The organism is Helicobacter sp. 23-1046, assembly GCF_053654635.1.
Map to the genome: position 1 here is coordinate 454994 of NZ_JBSIUS010000001.1, position 18075 is coordinate 473068.

At 40.3% G+C, this 18075-nt stretch carries 10 protein-coding genes; all 10 read right to left on the minus strand.

The annotated features are described in order from the left end of the window. The 10 genes from mfd to ACWIUJ_RS02240 all read right to left on the minus strand — a co-directional run bounded on the left by mfd (position 1) and on the right by ACWIUJ_RS02240 (position 18003). Positions 1-3171, minus strand: a complete 3171-nt coding sequence (gene mfd, locus ACWIUJ_RS02195) for a transcription-repair coupling factor (protein WP_454168686.1) — start codon at positions 3169-3171, stop codon at positions 1-3. A 3-nt stretch (positions 3172-3174) separates the two neighbouring features. Then, positions 3175-3585 carry a bactofilin family protein gene (locus ACWIUJ_RS02200; protein WP_454152208.1) on the minus strand — a complete coding sequence of 137 codons (411 nt, stop codon included), beginning with the start codon at positions 3583-3585 and terminating at the stop codon, positions 3175-3177. Then, positions 3477-4430 carry a M23 family metallopeptidase gene (locus ACWIUJ_RS02205; RefSeq protein ID WP_454152209.1) on the minus strand — a complete coding sequence of 318 codons (954 nt, stop codon included), beginning with the start codon at positions 4428-4430 and terminating at the stop codon, positions 3477-3479. Before ACWIUJ_RS02205 ends, ACWIUJ_RS02200 begins: the two co-directional genes overlap by 109 nt. Before the next feature lie 21 nt (positions 4431-4451). Further along, positions 4452-5381: a M23 family metallopeptidase gene (locus ACWIUJ_RS02210; RefSeq protein ID WP_454152210.1), complete on the minus strand. Its 930-nt coding sequence runs from the start codon at positions 5379-5381 to the stop codon at positions 4452-4454. Positions 5382-5406: 25 nt separating this feature from the next. Beyond that, positions 5407-6807, minus strand: coding sequence for a bifunctional folylpolyglutamate synthase/dihydrofolate synthase (locus tag ACWIUJ_RS02215; protein WP_454168688.1), 1401 nt, complete (start codon positions 6805-6807; stop codon positions 5407-5409). Positions 6808-6810: 3 nt separating this feature from the next. Next, complete coding sequence (locus tag ACWIUJ_RS02220; protein WP_454168690.1) at positions 6811-8139, minus strand: hypothetical protein; 1329 nt, start codon at positions 8137-8139, stop codon at positions 6811-6813. Further along, a complete protein-coding gene (lptE, locus tag ACWIUJ_RS02225; RefSeq protein ID WP_454168692.1) occupies positions 8136-8720 on the minus strand; it encodes an LPS assembly lipoprotein LptE in 585 nt (194 codons plus the stop codon). Before lptE ends, ACWIUJ_RS02220 begins: the two co-directional genes overlap by 4 nt. A gap of 28 nt (positions 8721-8748) precedes the next feature. Next, positions 8749-11568 (minus strand): leucine--tRNA ligase, encoded by a 2820-nt coding sequence (locus ACWIUJ_RS02230; RefSeq protein ID WP_454168694.1) that lies wholly within the window; start codon positions 11566-11568, stop codon positions 8749-8751. Between the two features lie 142 nt (positions 11569-11710). Then, positions 11711-17173 carry an alpha-2-macroglobulin family protein gene (locus ACWIUJ_RS02235; protein ID WP_454168695.1) on the minus strand — a complete coding sequence of 1821 codons (5463 nt, stop codon included), beginning with the start codon at positions 17171-17173 and terminating at the stop codon, positions 11711-11713. Positions 17174-17253: 80 nt separating this feature from the next. Next, the gene (locus ACWIUJ_RS02240; RefSeq protein ID WP_454168697.1) at positions 17254-18003 is read right to left on the minus strand and encodes a hypothetical protein; all 750 of its coding nucleotides are present in this window, start codon (positions 18001-18003) and stop codon (positions 17254-17256) included. Between the last annotated feature and the right edge of the window lie 72 nt (positions 18004-18075).

Here is an 18075-nt window from a genome sequence, read left to right on the forward strand (position 1 = left end):
TTAATTGTTTATGTGCGATGGAGATGGTGCGGTTTTTCGCAAATATTCCATAATACTTCCTAGCACATCATCAAAATCTTTGCTGGGAGACTTTATGGAAGTCTTTTCCCCGCTCTCTTGCGTAAATGTAATATTTTCGCCAAAACTCATAATTTGCTTTAAACGCAACTTATTGCCAAGTATGCGTATTTTGATAAGCTCCAAAAAGTTCAAACTCATAGAATCTAGCTTGCCAAAGCGATTTTCTATTTCTCCTTCAATCTCATAGACTTCGTTTAATTCCTTACATAGGCTTAATCTACGATACAACTCAAGGCGCAATTTATCGCTATTGACAAGTTCTGGCGAAATATATGCACTGATGTTAAGTTTTAAATCCACTTGTTGGGTATTCTCAATGCCCCTGCCGCTAAGATAATTGATACAATCCTCAAGCATTGAGAGATAAAGCGTATAGCCAATTTTTTTAATATGTCCGCTTTGTGCCTCGCCGAGTAGATTCCCACCACCGCGAATCTCCAAATCGTGGTAAGCGAGATTCTCCCCACTTCCTAGATAGGAGTTTTTCTCACACGCACTTAATCGCTCCTTTGCTTCTTTGGTAAGTGTATTAAAATCTTCAACCAATAAGTAGCAAAAGCCCTCTTTATCGCCTCTACCAACTCTCCCGCGTAATTGATGTAAGTCCGCGATTCCAAAAGTATTGGCATTTTGTATAATGATAGTATTAGCGTTTGGTAAGTGTAAGCCAGATTCTACAATGCTCGTGCAAAGGAGCACATCAATCGCACCTTTAGCAAACTCCATCATTGTATCCTCGCTTTGCACGGAATCAATCTGTGAATGCAAGATGGCAATTTTGCATTGTGGGAGAATCTGCGCAATCTCAGCTTTTTTACGCTCAATACTTGCGATATTGTTATGGATATAAAATACTTGCCCACCACGGCGCATTTCACGCATTATCACTTCACGCACAAGGTTGTGATTAAAGGCTTTAAGAAATGTCCGCACGCCCTTTCGCTCCAGCGGAGGTGTGCGAAGTGCGCTAAAGCCTTTGAGTGAAGAGAGTGCCATATTTAGCGTGCGTGGGATTGGTGTGGCACTCATTGTGAGGATATGCACATTGTGAGCAAGCGATTTAATTTTTTCTTTTTGCTTTACGCCAAATTTATGCTCTTCATCAATCACCACTAAACCAAGATTAGCAAACTCTACGCCCAAAAGTGCGTGTGTGCCAATGAGTATGTCAATCTCGCCTTGTTTGAGCGCATTGGCAGTTTTTGCCTTTTGCGTTGCACTTTGGAATCTATCAAGCCGTGCAACACTAATGGGTTTTCCATTTGCCTTTAGCACTTGAGAAAATCGCTTCGCAAGTGAGTGGAAATGCTGCTCGCATAAAAGGGTAGTGGGCGCAAGAAAGGCGCATTGATAGCCAGAGAGCACCAGCACACATATTGCGTTCATCGCTACTTCTGTTTTGCCAAATCCCACATCACCACTCAAAAGCCTATCCATTACGCGTCCAGATTCCAAATCATCTAAAATCTCTTTGATACTGCGCTCTTGGTCATCGGTGAGTGTAAAGGGACATTGTGCCTGAAACTGCATAAACGCCTTAGAATCTCTGCTTATCTTAATGCCTTGCAAAAGGGCTCTTTGAGCGGCAAGTTTAATGATACCATCAGCGATTTCTAAAAGTTTTTTACGCACGCTTTCTTTAAGCTTGGCAAAACTCCCCTTTCCAAGTTTATCAAGTATAGGGATAGTGCTAGAATCTGCCACATAACGAGAAATGAGACTAAGTTTATCCACAGGCAATAAGAGTTTATCCTCCCCAGCATACGCAATTTCAATAAAATCACTGACCACGCCAAGCACACTCACACTTTTGAGCCCTAAAAATATTCCAATGCCATAATCATTATGCACGACAAATTCACCTTGTGTGAGCTCATTTAGTTGGATTTTTGGACGCGTTTTTGGTCGTTTGGGTGCATTTTTGGGATTAAATGAAATGATAAGTTCATCATTGCTTCGCACATTGATACAATACGGCGCAATGATAGCGCGCAAGTGTTTGGCAGATATTTTTGTATCACTTATAATTGGATTTGTGTAGAGCGTTTGGGAATCTGTGTCCTTATCACTTTGGCTAAAGTCAAATCCATAGGACTTTAGCAATGCGTGATTTGGCGCGATGAGTGTGATAACCTTGTCTTTGTGTAAGGCTAATAGTGAGTGTAACATTTTAGGATTAAAGTCAATTTCTTGGACTTTGTCATTTGGCAAGCATTCATCAAGCGCAATGAAGTCCTTTTCGCTGGTTAAGTGCGCGTTTGATTCTAAACTTGTGATTTCTTGGAGTTCTTTTAGTCCCGCTTGACTAATAAATGCACAAAAAGATTTGCTTAAGTGCGCGCCATTATCGCCTAGATTCCATAAATCATTGGCATTTTGTGAATCTGCTTTGTCATTTGTTTGCGTGTATTCTTGCTTGAAAAATGCTGGTGGGATTTGCAAGTTTTGGAGTTCTTGTTTATCGCTTAGTTGCGTAGCACAATCAAAAACACGAATGCTCTCAACTTCATCACCAAAGAAACAGATTCTATATGGCTTGTCATTAGAGGGTAAAAATATGTCTATAATCTCGCCACGCACACTCATTTCGCCTTGCATTTCCACGACTTCTACATTCTCATACCCAAAGCCCAAAAGTTTTTGTGTAAGCTCATTTGGTGAGATACAATGAGATTTATCTACACAAAAACCCTCTAAAAGCTCTGGCTTTGGCAAAGGGTAGGCGATGCTAGAAATTGGCGCACACAGAACCTTAGGATTGCTAAAGGCGTAAAATTCGCGCAAGGTTTGCAAAAGTGTGAGTAAATCCTCTCGCCACGCACGCAAATCCTCACCATAATGTGCCCGCATTTCAGGGAGTAAAAATGGCTTTAGTGGAGAGAGCTTTGATGATTTGGAATCTTGTGTGTTTGAGCTGTGCGTAAGCTGTGGGAAGTCATCAAACAGCGCGAAAACCTCAAAAGCTCCTCTCGCCTCTCCAAAATCGCTAAGGGCTAGGATAAAGCCCTTAGCTAAATCGTGCGGAGTGCACTTTTTGCCAAAACCACTAACACTCTTAGCTAAAAGTGAATATAAATCAGCCTGTATCAAGCGTTAAATTTTTGTGGATTTTTTATCAAATGCTGGGATTTTGGGTTCTTTAATCTTAGATTCCCCAATGAATACACCTTTGCGCTCAATGGTAATCTCGTTTGCCGTGATAATACCCTCGATACGCCCTTGCGCCTTTAACTCAAGTAAATTTACAACGCAGTTCCCAAGAAACTTACCAGCCACAAGTAGCGCATCAGCAGTTATTTCACCTTTAATTACCCCGCTTTTGCCTATCATTACGGTATTTTTGGAGTTGATATTACCCTCAAACTCGCCATCAATGTGTAGCCTGCAATCAGTGTTTATATCGCCCTTAATCCTTGTGCCTTGCGCAATGATAGTGGCTCCTCCGTTGTTGTTTCCGCTTCCTGTTCCATTAGACTGTTTATCGTCATTAGCAAAGATTGCCATTGTATGCTCCTTTCTTTTTCAAAGATTGATGAGAAGTTTCTCATATTCCAGTTAATGAAGTGCCTTGGATTTAGCACATTGCCTAAAAACCTAATCTCATAATGTAAATGAGGACCCGTGCTTATACCACTACTTCCAGAATACGCAATTACTTGCCCCTTTTTGACAAAGCTACCGCGTGAAACGACAACTTTCTCCAAATGGGCATAGTAAGTGCGGAATCCAAAAGAGTGGTCAAGCTTCACCAAAATGCCATAACCTCCATAGGTCATCTCGGCAGATTCCACCACACCATCAGCCGTAGCATACACAGGTGTGCCTTTATCTGCAGCAAAATCAATGCCCGTATGGAGGTGTTGGGTAAAAAATACAGGATGTCTTCTATATCCATAATCTGCTGAAATAATTTTATAATTTGTGATGGGATAGCCATTTGGGATAAATTTCATTACAAAGGCTTTTTGCGCACCCGTATATGAAGCAATATCCACACGAGAAGTGAGGCTATCTGTATTTTTTTTGCTATCTACGCCAATCGTGCCCTCAAGGTCGCCTAGCTTTTTATCCAAAAGAGAGATTTCATCAACTTGTTCTTGAAGTTGAGCGTTGAGCTCTGCATTTTGACTTTGCATATCTTCGTATTGCGTGAGAATCGTCTCGTTGAGTGTAGAGATATTTTCAATTTCTTGTTTAAAAATTTGGATTGATGTTATAGAAAAAATAATAAGCACCAAGATAAGAATAAGCGCATATAAGGCTAACTGACGAAAAATGGCGTGAATATTTACATAGCGCGTGCCATTTTGGTCAGTTATCATCAATATAAGTCGTTTATTGTTTTTCATCTCTTGCCTAATCATTTTTACCTATGGGGTATTGTCTATTTTATCTGCACTTGCGTAAGATTGGAGTTGAGCAAGGTCATCTAACGCCCAAATAAGAGAATTCCAATTTACGGGGTCTTTATTGGTAAATAAATCATTAAACTCCTGCTTATTCCACATCGCATAATCAAGCGTGCGCAATGGAGAATCTAAAAACTTCAACTCATATAAAAGCTCTGCTTTTTTACTGCTCCCAGAATCTCCGCTATATCCTAGCAGTTGTCCTTTTGAGACAAATTCACCATTTTTTACTTCGATTTTATCTAATCTTGCATAAGTAGAAGTGAAACCAAATGGGTGGATAATTTTGACATACACTCCGTAATGTCCGCCTCTTTGTGTGCTCGTGCTATCTATGATTCCATTTGCTGTAGCATACACAGGCGTGCCTTTAGCGATTTGGTAGTAAATTGCTTCTGGCTTGCTTGGGGTTTTTGTGCCTTTAGAATCTTGACTTGTTTTTTGACTTGGAAACTCATAGTTTTGGATAGGATTTCCACTTGGGACGATTTTTAGCACGGTTTGCTTTTGAATGTCATTTAAGTCATTGATACTAAACTGCATATTTTGCTCATCAAGCGCGACTTTGTCTTTGTTAATGTTGATGATATGCTCAAGTTTGTGTATTTCGCTATTTGCCTTAGCAAGTTCGCTTGATTTGTATTCAATATCGCGCTCTAAGTTGCTGTTTTTTTCATATATTTCTTGGAATCTATCCCTTGCGTCATTTTTCTTTGCCACAAGTTCATCAAGCTGCTCTGTCAAAATATGTAACGCCACCAAATACAAAGCTAGCAACCCTAATATACCCGCTAACACATACAACCCAAAGCTTTTAATAGCATTATGCACGCTAAATTGTCTTGAGCCATTATCATCAATGATAGAAATCATCAACTTGTCGTTTTCCACTTGCCACTCCTTTAGTTTTTCTTCTCTACCCACTTTTTGTCAAAAACTCAGCCACCACGCTAAAAGAGCCAAAGACTACATAATTGTTGTCTTTGTGTAATTTAGCTGGAGTGAAATCGCTGTATTTTAACCCAAGATTATGCAATATTTCTTCCAACTCCGCTTTTTTTATTATGCGGTCATTTTTTACCTTAAGGATTAAAACCTCGCTAACAACGGGTTTTAAAATACTTAAGATTGCCGATATAGCCTTATCAAAGTAAGCATTATACACTAATATAATATTTTTTTTACCAAATTTTTGCACTATTGTGTGTTTTAATACTTTTGCGCACTCTATATTATGCCCCACATCAAGTAAAATATTTGGTGCGAGAATCTCGCATCTACCGCGTAAATCAAGTGTTTTTAGCGTTGTGAAATCAAAGCGCAGATTCCAAAACAATAACGCAAAAATTGCACAAAAAAGATTTTCTTGCAAAAATTGCGGGTAGGTATTTTTTGCGATATATTGAGCAAAATCACGCCAAAATATTGAATCTAAGGGTTGCATATTTTCACAATGAAAGGTTTTGGAGAATTTTTGCGCATATTGGTTGAATTTTTGCGCATTAGAATTATTGGATTGGTCGCTTATGATGATTTTATGGAGGTTTGGGATTGTGAAGAGATGAGCATTTTTTTCTTGTGCGATTTGTTTTGCGATTTTTTTGCATTGCGTGAATCTTTGCGGAGCAAGAAGCACATTTTTCCCCATTGCTCGAAGTTTGCTCCCAGCGATAGAGGCAATATCACTCCCTAAAAATTCCTCGTGGTCTAGGCCAATAGGCGTAAAAATGCTTAAATCCGCATTTAGCACGCTCGTGCTATCAAACTCCCCACCAAGCCCCGCTTCACACACGAAATAATCACAATCCTTTGCCAAATACAACGCCAAAAATGTCGCGTATTCAAAATAGCTTGATTCTCGCACGATAGGGAATCTTTGCAGCCACAAATGCGCGCTTTCTAGCTCGCTATGAGTGGCGATTCTATGTTGATTAGAATCTTGCGTGCGACAATCTGTAATTTTTGCCTCCGCGCTAGATTTTGCCCCACAATCCGCGCAATCCACCAAATCCGCGCAAGATTGCATATTTGCCATATAAAATCGCTCATTAAAATCAAATAAATGTGGCGAGGTAAAATGCAGGACTTTATAGCCATTTTGTGCTAGCCCAAGCGTGATAAATCGCCCCGTGCTACCCTTGCCATTTGTCCCTAAAATGTGGATAATAAAGGGGGAGTTTTGTTGAGATTCCCTGCTTTGCTTGTATAGCTTCTCTAAATGAGGCTCTAAGAGTGCATAGATTCTATGCACTCTTTGCGTGTCAAATGGCGCGTATTCTTTACCCTTTTGCGCCAAAAAGGCTTTTAAAGATTTCATTATTTATGCTAAAAATCTTACAAGTTCGTCCATTGCGTGAGCGAAGTCTTTTTCCTTGCCAAAGATTCTCCCCTCAAAGTCCATAACTCTGCGCTCCTCATCATACACAAACACTTGGGAGGCAAGCTCTTCTAAAAAGCAATCAAAGCACGATTCCACACGCTTTTTATCGCCGTGTGCGAGGAGATAAAACACACCTTGCTTTGGCTCAAAAATATCTTTTCCCTTACGCACGGAAGTGAGATGGCGCATAAAAGTCTGCCTCATCATCATAAAGGCACGAGAATGCCCCTCGCTACCAAAAGTCTCTAAAATTTCATCGTAATTAAAAATCCTTACCGCACACAAGCGTGCATCTTTTGTCTGTCTAAAGAGCAATTCGGTGTCTTTCCAATGCTGTGTTTTTTTCCATTCTTGTGAGCTTGGAGGTGGTGCTGTGGGTGCAGGGGTTGGTTCTTTTTGCTCGTCTTTTTGTTGGTTTTGAGTTTGTGATTCTTTAGATTCTTGCGCGCTTTGTTTGGCTTTTTCCTCCATTTTTTGTTTTTCTTCTTGTTCCTCTTTTGCCTTTTGTTCTTCAAGTTCTTTTGCTCTTTTAATTTCTTCTTCTTGCTCTATTTGCGCACGCGTTTTTTTCAGTGCGATTTCATTGCGCCACGCTTCACAGAGGTCATAGAGTGCTTGATAAATGTTTTTATCCTTGCCCTTTTCGCGCACAAGGTTAGTAAATGGATTTTTAGTGTCATTGAGTGTTTGCGTATCGCCCATATTCTTTGCATCAAATATATCAATGATAAATCGCCCCGCAAGTTTTGAATATCCTAAAATTTCTTTGTTTTCTCTACTTTTTTTGAGCGCAATCACAGAATCTATGCGTGAGAGAAATTCCACATCGCTTAGATTCTGTGGGTGGTTTTCCATATCCTTGATAAGGTCTAAAATTTCTTTATCATTAGCGACAAATTCTGAAATAAGTGATTTTGAGATATGTGTGGCGGCGTTTTTTAAAATTTCTAAATGCTCGCGCTTTTTGTAAAATTCAATCCAGCGGTTTTGTAGTTCTTTAAGTCCGTCCCTTGAGTTAATAAGTCCAATTTGAAGCAATGGCTCATACTTGCTTTTGGCACTAAAGGAGAATAAGTCTCTAATAATTTTCATAAGCACAATGTTAAGATTATTTGAGTAGCTTTTAATGTGGCGTAATTCATCGTTGTATCGTGCCTCTTCAAAGCGAGTAACGGCTTGAGTTATAAGCTCTGAAGTATTTTGGGCGTCTAGATTGCGCTTTTTTGCTTCTAGTAAAGATTCTAAGATGATGTCATCTAATTCTTTCATTTTGTCTCCTCCTTTGTAATTGTTTCTTTTGTTGCTTTGTTTTCATAGATTTCTCTTGCGCCCCCATACGCCATTTGCGAGACAAACTTATCAAGTGCTTGATTAGCGGCATTAGTAATGGCATTAAACTTTCCTTCTTCGATAAGAAGCACGGAAGTTGCATTTGCCGCGTAATCGTAGTATCCTGAATTTGTAGTGCGAAAGGTTTTACCATTTTTATTGACTACATTAAAGTCTAAAACCACATTCACGCGATAAAAGCTAATAAAACCTTTATCATCATAAGATATTGGGTAGCTTTCTGCCGAGACTACGCGCACATCAATAATGCTACTCGCATTTTGTTTAGAAGTAAGCGCATTGTGAAATCGTGTCAAAATCGCTAAATGTATGGAATCTTTCACACCAACGCTTGCTTCTGGCATTTTTGGGTCCATTGTAATCTCGACATACACACCACTTTCAAAAATTTTATTGGCATATCCGCTTACAGGTGCATACCCACACCCGACACATAAGCCACAAACTACAACCCAAAGCCCACAATGCCAAAAGTTTATGATGTTATAGATTCTATACAATTACTTGCTCCATAAATCGCCCAAATCTCTAGGGTTTCAATACAAAATTGACTAATTTTTTTGGCACAACAATTTGCTTTATAATTTCGCCATTAAGCCATTTTGCAACACTTTGTTTTGCAAGGATTAAAAGCTCATCTTCCCCAATATCGCTAGGCACTTCGATTTCGGCGCGTTTTTTGCCATTTATGGTGATTGCAAGAGTGATTTGACTCACTTCTAATGCCGTTTTATCAACAGCAATGGGTGCGAAATTTTTGCGATTAAATAGCTCCTCGCTAAGCTCCCACGCGATATGCGGGATAATTGGCTCTAAAATATTAAGCAATATAAAATACCCCTCTGTCCAAATGTCTTGCCAAATATCGCTATTTTGCGCCTTTTGCTCGCTTTGCGTGTTTTTATTTGCTTTGTTTGTATCGCTAGATTGCGCGTTAGATTCTGCCACACTTAGCGCGTTTAGTGCCTCCATACACGCCGCAATCACCGTGTTAAACGCATAGCCATTTGCGCGTTTTTCAAAGAGCGCATTGCTTTTTTGCAATGCTTCATAGACTTTTTTGCGCGCGTTTTTTTGCGCTTCATTGAGCGTGGGAGCATCAATTTTTGGCAATGCGCTACACTTTTTTGCATATTTTGCTCTCTCATAAAGCCTACGGATAAAGCGATATGAGCCCTCCACCGCGCTATCATTCCACTCTAGCTCACGCACAGGTGGCGCGGCAAATAACACAAAAAGCCTCGCAGAATCCGCGCCATATTTTTGTATAAGCGCGTTTGGATCGACTACATTGCCTTTAGATTTACTCATTTTTGCGCCGTCTTTTAGCACCATACCTTGCGTGAGTAAGTTTGCAAATGGTTCATCAATCTCCACATAGCCCAAATCACGCAAGACTTTAGTAAAAAACCGCGCATACAGCAAGTGCAAAATCGCGTGCTCAATCCCACCGATATACTCATCAATATTTAGCCAATAGCGCAAAGAATCGCTATCAAACGCAGCTTTTTCCCACAGCTCGCGTGGCGTGGTGTAGCGCAAAAAATACCAGCTAGATTCTACAAAAGTATCCATTGTATCGCTCTCTCGCAACGCCTTTGCACCGCATTTGGGGCAGGTGCAATGCTTCCATAAATCGTGCTTATCAAGCGGATTGCCCTCGCCATCTATGAGAATATCATCGGGTAGGGTTATGGGGAGATTTTCTAATCTCTCAGGCACGATTCCGCATTTCTTGCAATGCACCATAGGGATAGGCGCACCCCAATACCGCTGACGCGACACACCCCAATCGCGCAATTTGTAGTTCGTTACGCCTTTGCCTAGATTTTTGGATTCAAAATGCTTTATGATTTTGGCGCGTGCTTCCTCGCTACTAAGCCCGCTAAACTCGCCAGAATCTAGCAAAATCCCGTCATTTACAAAGGCTTGCGCGAGGTTTTCATTATCGTCTTGCTCGTTGGATTCCCCCTCCCTCAATGAATTTTTGGCGGAGTGGGTTAGGGGGCGGGTAGAATCCGCGACTTCCTCGCTCAAATCTGCTTTAAATTCTGAATCTTCCTTAGATTTTACTACGCGTTTTATTGGCAAGCCGTATTTTAACGCAAACTCAAAATCCCTCTCATCGTGCGCAGGCACAGCCATTACCGCACCGCTTCCATACTCGATTAGCACATAGTTTGCCACCCATAGTGGCAGTTTTTGCCCTGTGAGTGGGTGGAGTAGCTCTAATCCCAAATCAAAGCCCATTTTTTCTGCTACCGCCCTGTCGCGCTCGCTTGTATTTTGCATAGCCTGTATCGCGCTTGCCACACTAGAATCAAGCAAGCCTAGCTCTAAGACGCGCTTGACTATGGCGTGCTCGGGAGCTAGCGCGCAATAAGTTACGCCATAAATGGTATCAGGGCGCGTGGTAAAGACGCTAATTGTAGAATCTAGAGTATTTGATTGCGTTTTCTTCTCCCCTTGCGGGATGGGATTAAGGGGAGGGGTTTTAGATTTTGCATCCACCCCCAAACCCTCTTTGCAGGGGAGGGGGCTTTTTTGCGAGGGCAAACCCAATTTCTCACAAGACTTAGAATCTAGGCTAAAGCTAAACTCTAGCCCGCGAGATTTGCCTATCCAATTTCGTTGCATTGTGATGACTTGATTTGCCCAATGCCCCTCTAAGCCCTCTAAATCGCGCAACAATTCCTCCGCATACGCGGTGATTTTCATATAGTATTGACTCATTTCTTTTTGCACCACAGGGGTATCGCACCGCCAGCATTTGCCATCAATGACTTGCTCATTTGCAAGCACGGTTTTATCATTAGGACACCAATTCAAAAACGCTTCTTTGCGATAGATAAGCCCTTTTTGCCACATTTGGATAAAAAATTCCTGCTCAAAGCGCGTATAAATAGCATCACTCGTGGCAAACTCGCGTTGCCGTGAAAAGCTAAGCCCCAAAGATTCTAGCTCGGCTCTCATCGTATCGATGTTTTCATAAGTCCATTTTTTAGGGTGGATTTTGTGCTTTATGGCGGCGTTTTCCGCAGGCATACCAAAGCTATCCCAGCCCATAGGGTGCAAGACATTGTAGCCCATTTTGCGATAATGGCGAGCCAAAGCGTCCCCTATGCAGTAGTTTCGCACATGCCCCATATGGATTCTCCCGCTTGGGTAGGGGAGCATTGAGAGGATATATTTTTTGGGTAGAGTGAAATCGACTTTAGGTTGCGCGTTATTAGTGTTTGTGCTAGATTGCGTGTGGATTGGCTCAAAGCAGGCGTTTGCTTGCCAAAACTCCTGCCATTTTTTTTCGATTTCTCGCACAAGTGCTATTTCGTAGGTTTTTACATCCATTTACACTCCTTAAAATCCTTTTGTTATGTGATTTTACGAATCTAAACTTAAAGTAATTGCGGATTTAGGTGGAGATTGAGTTCGCCATAATGGTGCAACTACCAAAGTTGAATTTTTGCGCCATTATAGCCAAAGTAGTCTTTTATTTTGCTAAAACTTTTACTTTCTCACTTTTAGTTATCGCTTTATACGAGTTGTCATACATTGCTTCAGCATAGGCTGGTGGGAGTGTGTATTCACCCGGTGTTACGGTGTTAATCTTTACAAAGGCTTGCTGGAGCGCATTTGAATAACTCATATCAAAAAACCACATTACTCTATCATCGCGTATATCGGTGTATGTGATAGCTTTAGCGTTTGATTGTTGGATAAATTCTGGCAAGTTTTCCGCGTTGTTTAAGCGGAGATTCTCAATCTCCCAACCACTTGGCAACGCTTGAGTGAGAGCGATATTGCGCATATTGATATTTTTGTTATCAGCTACTACATTGAGCCTAATCCAAAAACTTTGCGCACTTTTTAGATTTTTTACATTCACTTCATTGCCATTTTCATCAAAAAATGCCCGTTCAATGCGGATTTTCTTAGCCATTGGCTTTAGGGAGTCTCCCATTGGGATACCCTCCCACGAGAAATTTGCATAGGCTTGAGATTTAGATTCTATAATGGCTTTGCCAAAGTCTAGCGGGATTTGCGCGCTATCATTACTTAGTTTTATATCGCTATTTGCGCCATTTGCGCTTACTTTTGCTTGTATTGTGCCATTTATATCCCCATTTTGTGTGTTTATAAGGCTTAGCAATCCATATCCTGTGCTTTGGGTTGAGAGCCAATCATTTGATTCTAACGCACGCAAGACATTATTAAACAATGCTTCATTGACTGCGCCATAAATGATTTGATGACTTTGTAAAATCATTGCTTCATCACGGAGTTTTGAGCCATAACTATATTCGTAGAAATTTTTTGTGCTATCAGGCACGATACTTATGTCTTTTACAATTTTTTTTGCCTGCTCTTCAAAGCCAGCGAGTTTATATGCTGCACCTAAAAGCCATTTATCAACGACATTTAAGCCTTTTAGTCCATTTTCATATAGTGCATTCATCACAGGGATTTCAGGCTCTCTAGCTAGGGCGAGCAAGAAAAGTGAATACGCTTTAGATTGGCTTGTGCTACGCACGAAGTTGCGCTCATAAGCCACCCACCCTCGCAAGATAGAATCTGGCACATAATATCCCAAGTCTTTAGCGAGGATTAAAAAATGTCCAGCATAGTGTGTGCCCCACTCATCAGGTTTGCTCTCTCCTTGCCAATATGCAAATCCACCGCTTGGCGTTACAAATCCACCTATGCGCGAGATTCCAGCGTTAATATTCTCGATAATGCGCTTTTTATCAATGCCCTTAAAAGTGCTTAATTTGTCTAAATAAAGTTGAGGCATTACGCTTGAAGTGGTCTGCTCAATGCAACCATAAGGATATTGCATAAGCCATTTTACGCGGTGGTTGATGTTTAGTATAGGATTTGGTGAGAGTGTGATAAAGCCCTTATTACTTCCTTTGATGAAGTCTTGTGGCGCGTTAATTTCAAGTTTTTTGCCCGCTTGCAAGACATAATTTGTGGAAGTATTGACATAAGGATTTATGGGTTTTATATCAATCTCTACGGAATCTTTAAAGCTCGCTCCATCGCCACTTAGGCTTAGTAAAATATTCTCTATGCCCACCTCGTTTTCTACCTTGCCCTCAAAGATGATATTTTGTGGTTGTTTATTTTTGAATTTCACGCTTTGGCTGTTTGTTTTAAATTTGATAATGCCATTTTGCGAGGCGACATTGACTTTTACATTTTTTACAGAATCTGTGGTAGGAAAAAGCTCAACAGGCAAACTAAATGTATCTCCAACCTTGAGCGTGCGCGGGATTGTTGGCATCATTACCACAGGCGCGCTTACTTTGATATTTTTCTCTGCCTTGCCATAGCGAGAGCCATTTGCTCCAGCGACCATTACGCGCACACTTCCTAGATAGCTTGGCATTTTAAATTTCAGTGTAGCGTTACCATTTTCATCAGTTTTTACAGGGGCGTTATACAGCACCACAGGCTTAAACCTCTGTGCTTGCTCATTATTTTTTTGTTTTCCCTCAAATTCCTCATCACCGCCAACTTTTAGCACCTTATGCACCTTGCCAAATGTTTTGCCAATAATTAAATCATAAGTATCAAACATTTTTAGCCCAAAGGCAATTTTGGAGTAGAAATATTTGTGTGGGTTTGGACTTTGAAAATCACTCAAATCAAGCAATCCCTCATCTACAATAGCAATAGTGTAAGTTGAGGGAATGTTTTCTTTGGTGGAGAGTTTGACTTCAAATTCAGTGTTTGGTAAGATAGAATCTGGTGCGCTAATTTCATAATTTAGCTTTGATTGCGTTTCTACCATTAGCGGCACTATACCATAAAGTCGCATTGAGCGGTCGATTTGAGTTTGTGTGTTATAATTTTGCAAAAATGCCACACTCACATACGCATTTGGCGTCATATTGCTAGAGATTGGGATAGAGAGTTCTGTTTTACTAGCATTTGTATTCACCCAATAGCGAGACAACACTTTATTTTCTTTGCTAATAAGCACTAACGCCCTGCCATTTGTCGTGCTCTCAAAGCTCACTTTTGCACTCTCGCCCACTTGGTATTTTTCTTTGTCGGTTTTGATTTTTAGTGCGGTGATTTTTTGCGCATCAAGCGCATCACCAAAGCCACCTGCATAGAGTGAAACTCCCGCTTTTGCGTCATTTTCTTCATCACTAAATTCAATGTAGATTTGTCCATTTTGTTTAGCGATATACTCAAACATAACAGGGACATTTTTTGTCTTTATGCTCCCTTGCGCGAGAATCTTTGTGTTGCTATCAGTTTTAATGGAGCGCAAAAATTCACTTTGGCTATCATAATCCCACCACCACGAGTATTGATTAGCATACACGGTATAGTGAATGTTTCTATTGGCTAGAAGTTTTTTATCATCGCTACTGCGCACTATTACAGGGATTTGGATTTTTTCATCAATCGCTATGGATTGGCTTTGTGGGGGTTTCACACCGACAAAGCTCTTATAAAGCTCAACATCAATATTTTTGCGGCGCACGGCAAATCGCCCATTGTTTTCGATGATTTTTGCTGTAAGGGCAATGTTAAGATTCCCATTGATTTTTTCAATATTTTCTAAAGGGATTTCTGTGCTTTCTTTGCCTTTTTCATCGAGCTTACCCTCGCCATATAGGTTATTATAGTAGCGTAATGACCCCGGTGTAGAGAATACAAAATCCTTGTAAGCCTTACTTTTAAACTCTTTAGAACTAAAAACCGCGTAATACTCAGAATCTAGCCCACTTGCTGGTGCGCCAAAGAGATAGGCAGCTTCTATATCAAGATCAAGGCCAGATTGGGTATTATCGCTTAAATCAATGCTATCAGGCGCATTGATAAGCACTTTTATGCGGTTTGGCACGACAGCTTCGATGCTTAATTGCTTTTTAAACACAGAATCTCCCACTTTAATAGTGGCTTCCCAAACTCCCGTATCGGCGTTTTTTGGAGTTTTTATCTCATAGTGATAAAATCCATCACTCGCACTTGTTAAAACCACTTTGTCTAAAAATGTCTTGCCTCGCGGAGTTTTAAGCGATAAAAACACAGGGTGCGCAGAATCTAGCACTTTATCATCATTGCGTGCGATGACATCAAGGAATATACTATCTCCCGGTCGATACACGCCTCTATCAGTATAAATATACGCTCGAATACCGCCAATGCTTGTCGTGCCATCTATGTCAAAGCCCTCTGTGCTTACAAGCGTAGAGTTTGGCTTGAGGATTGCCGTGTCATTGCCTCTTTGTGCGATGAAATAAAGGAGTTTTGATTCATCAATGTTATCAAAAATTGCTTCGCCATTGCTATTTGTCGTGCGTTTTTGTAGGGTTTGGTTTTTCTTATCTATCGCACTAATTGGGACTCCAGCAAGCGGAGTGCTTCTTGTAATATCAAGTGCTGTAAGGGTGAATTTCCGCTCGCTTTGGTGTGCCATAAGTGCGATGTTAGAAAAGACTAAATGCTTGGAGATTTTTGCATAATTTCTAAAGAAATTGCTTACGCGCCAATCGCTCATATCCTCAAAAGTATAATCAATGCTGTCTTTATCAAATTGTAATTCCACGATAAAAATCCCGCTTAAATCTCCAATAGAGCTTAAATCTATCTCATTTTGCACCCATGCATTTTGCTCATTTATCACGCTAAATTCTTTTTCTAAGATAGTATCCCCGATTTTATCGAGGTTTAGTCCATAATTGCACCGCTCATAATATTCGTCATATTCCTCATCGTATTCTCGCTCGCAACGATTTACTTTGGCGTTGTTGTTGGAGGCATTTCCTATGAGATTCTCCTCAGAGAAAAATTGCGTAAGGTTGTTTGCATATATTTTGCTAAGTATGAGTTTGACTTTTTTGACATTGCGCGTTTTAAAGGCAATTCGTTTTTGCGCGGAGCTTGGGAGAAATACCCCAGATTGCGAAAACATAATGCCCGGTGGCAATTCCTTAAAAAGCACTTCGGTGGTGAGGCTTTCCTCTGTTTTTATGCCATTTATCGAGCTTAGCCCGCTTTGGATATTGATGATATATGGCGTGGCGAAGTTAAAATCCCCGCTTAAAATAATGCTGTTGCCTACTTGAGAGGCGTTAAACTTGAACTTTCTTAGCGTTTGAGAATCTTTTGGGGTAATGGTGATAAAGCTATTAAGGTTTGGCACTTTGGCAAGCTCTTGAGAAAAATCAAGTGTAATGGTTTTTTCCTCCTCATTGGCGCGAGCGTCTATGAGGGCTAGGGTTGAATTTTTTAATAGCACGATAGGGTGGGTTTGTGTATCTTTACCGCCGAGATTTTGAGAATCTATGATAAGATTAAGCGTGAGGTCTTTCTCTGCGGAGGCGATAAGTGTGTTAGATTCTATACTGTATGCGCGTGGAGCTATGCGTGCGACATTGATAGGAAGCGTATCACCATCTTGATTTTGCAGTGTTATCGCGCTCGTTGTCCTTTGTAAATTTATATCTTGGGAGAGCTCTAAAGTCGCGTGTAGAGTATTTTTTACGCCATCGCTAGCGAGTTGCAAACCACTTAAATACACTTGTGTGGGTAGCGTTTTGAATTTCATTGTTACATTTTTGACACTTGATTCTTTTTCATAATGTTTTGCAATGGCAGCGAAATCTACCTCGATTTTGTAGCTTGTATTTGGCTCTAGCAGGTCATCTGGGATAATTTGAAAGGTGGTGTTGTTAAGAAAGCGATACTTTGCTTTTTGTTTTTCTCCGTTGATGCTGATTGCTTCAGCTCTATCGCGCAATGCACCAGAATCAAAAAGCCAATGTGTTTTATCATCTTTGAAAAATGGCTCTTTTAGCTCAATCTCTAGCTTGCTATCAGTAGAAAGTTCGCCCTCGCTCATTCGTAAGACGCCACTATCACCACAACCTGTAAAAAGACATAAAGCAAAAACAGCTAAACCCAATAAAAGTTTATGTAATACAATTTTCATAGTATCCCCTCCCCCCATAAACGAAACCTTACGGCAACGCCAAATCTCATTTATGGAGTTTGATTAAAGTTTAACAATGTTTAGTTTTGAAGTTTTTCACGCACTTTAACTTCGTTTATATTATACACACCTAACACGATTAACACATTATACGCAATAACACATATACCCATTACAAGCAGCAAGATTCCAAGCATTGCAAGACTTGCTATTCGTCCCAGCGCATATTCCTCAATGTAGTTTGCCAATTCTGATAATCTTGTATCGTTACTATAATATTGTTGGATAAAGTCTAAGACAAGATACCCAAACACAATGCTAAGAAGCACTATCCCAACAACAGAGATGAGATAAATCTTATAAGCGGTGATGAAGTGCTTAAGTCCTGTAATATTACTCATTTCATACGAAACTTTATAAGTCAAAAATACTTGAATTGCCATAGCACCAAGCGATACAACAATCATAAAAACACCTAAAGAAAGCCAAGGAAACCCCTCAATAGTGCTCTGCAATGTACTTGAAGCAATAGCCTCTTCAAAAGTCATATAAAGCCACAAAGCCACAGCCACAAAAATCACATAAAATGCTACAATCGCCACAATACTAAGTATGTAGTATTTAAATCTCGGCGAATTAGCCACTTTACTAAAGCAATACAGCCCATAACACCCTACAATCCACGCTCCTATTAAGAGGAGATTCCCAACAATTTCTAAAACAGGTATCAAGCCAATAAGATAACAACCAATGTAAGCAAAGGTTGCCCACAGCATTATATCTTTAGCGCGTTTTAGCTCTGTATTTGCATTGATATGTATCGTCTCCATAAGTCTCTCCTAAGGGTTTAAAATATAAAGGTTTGGAATATTACCATAAAAACATAGGTTTTTCATACAATC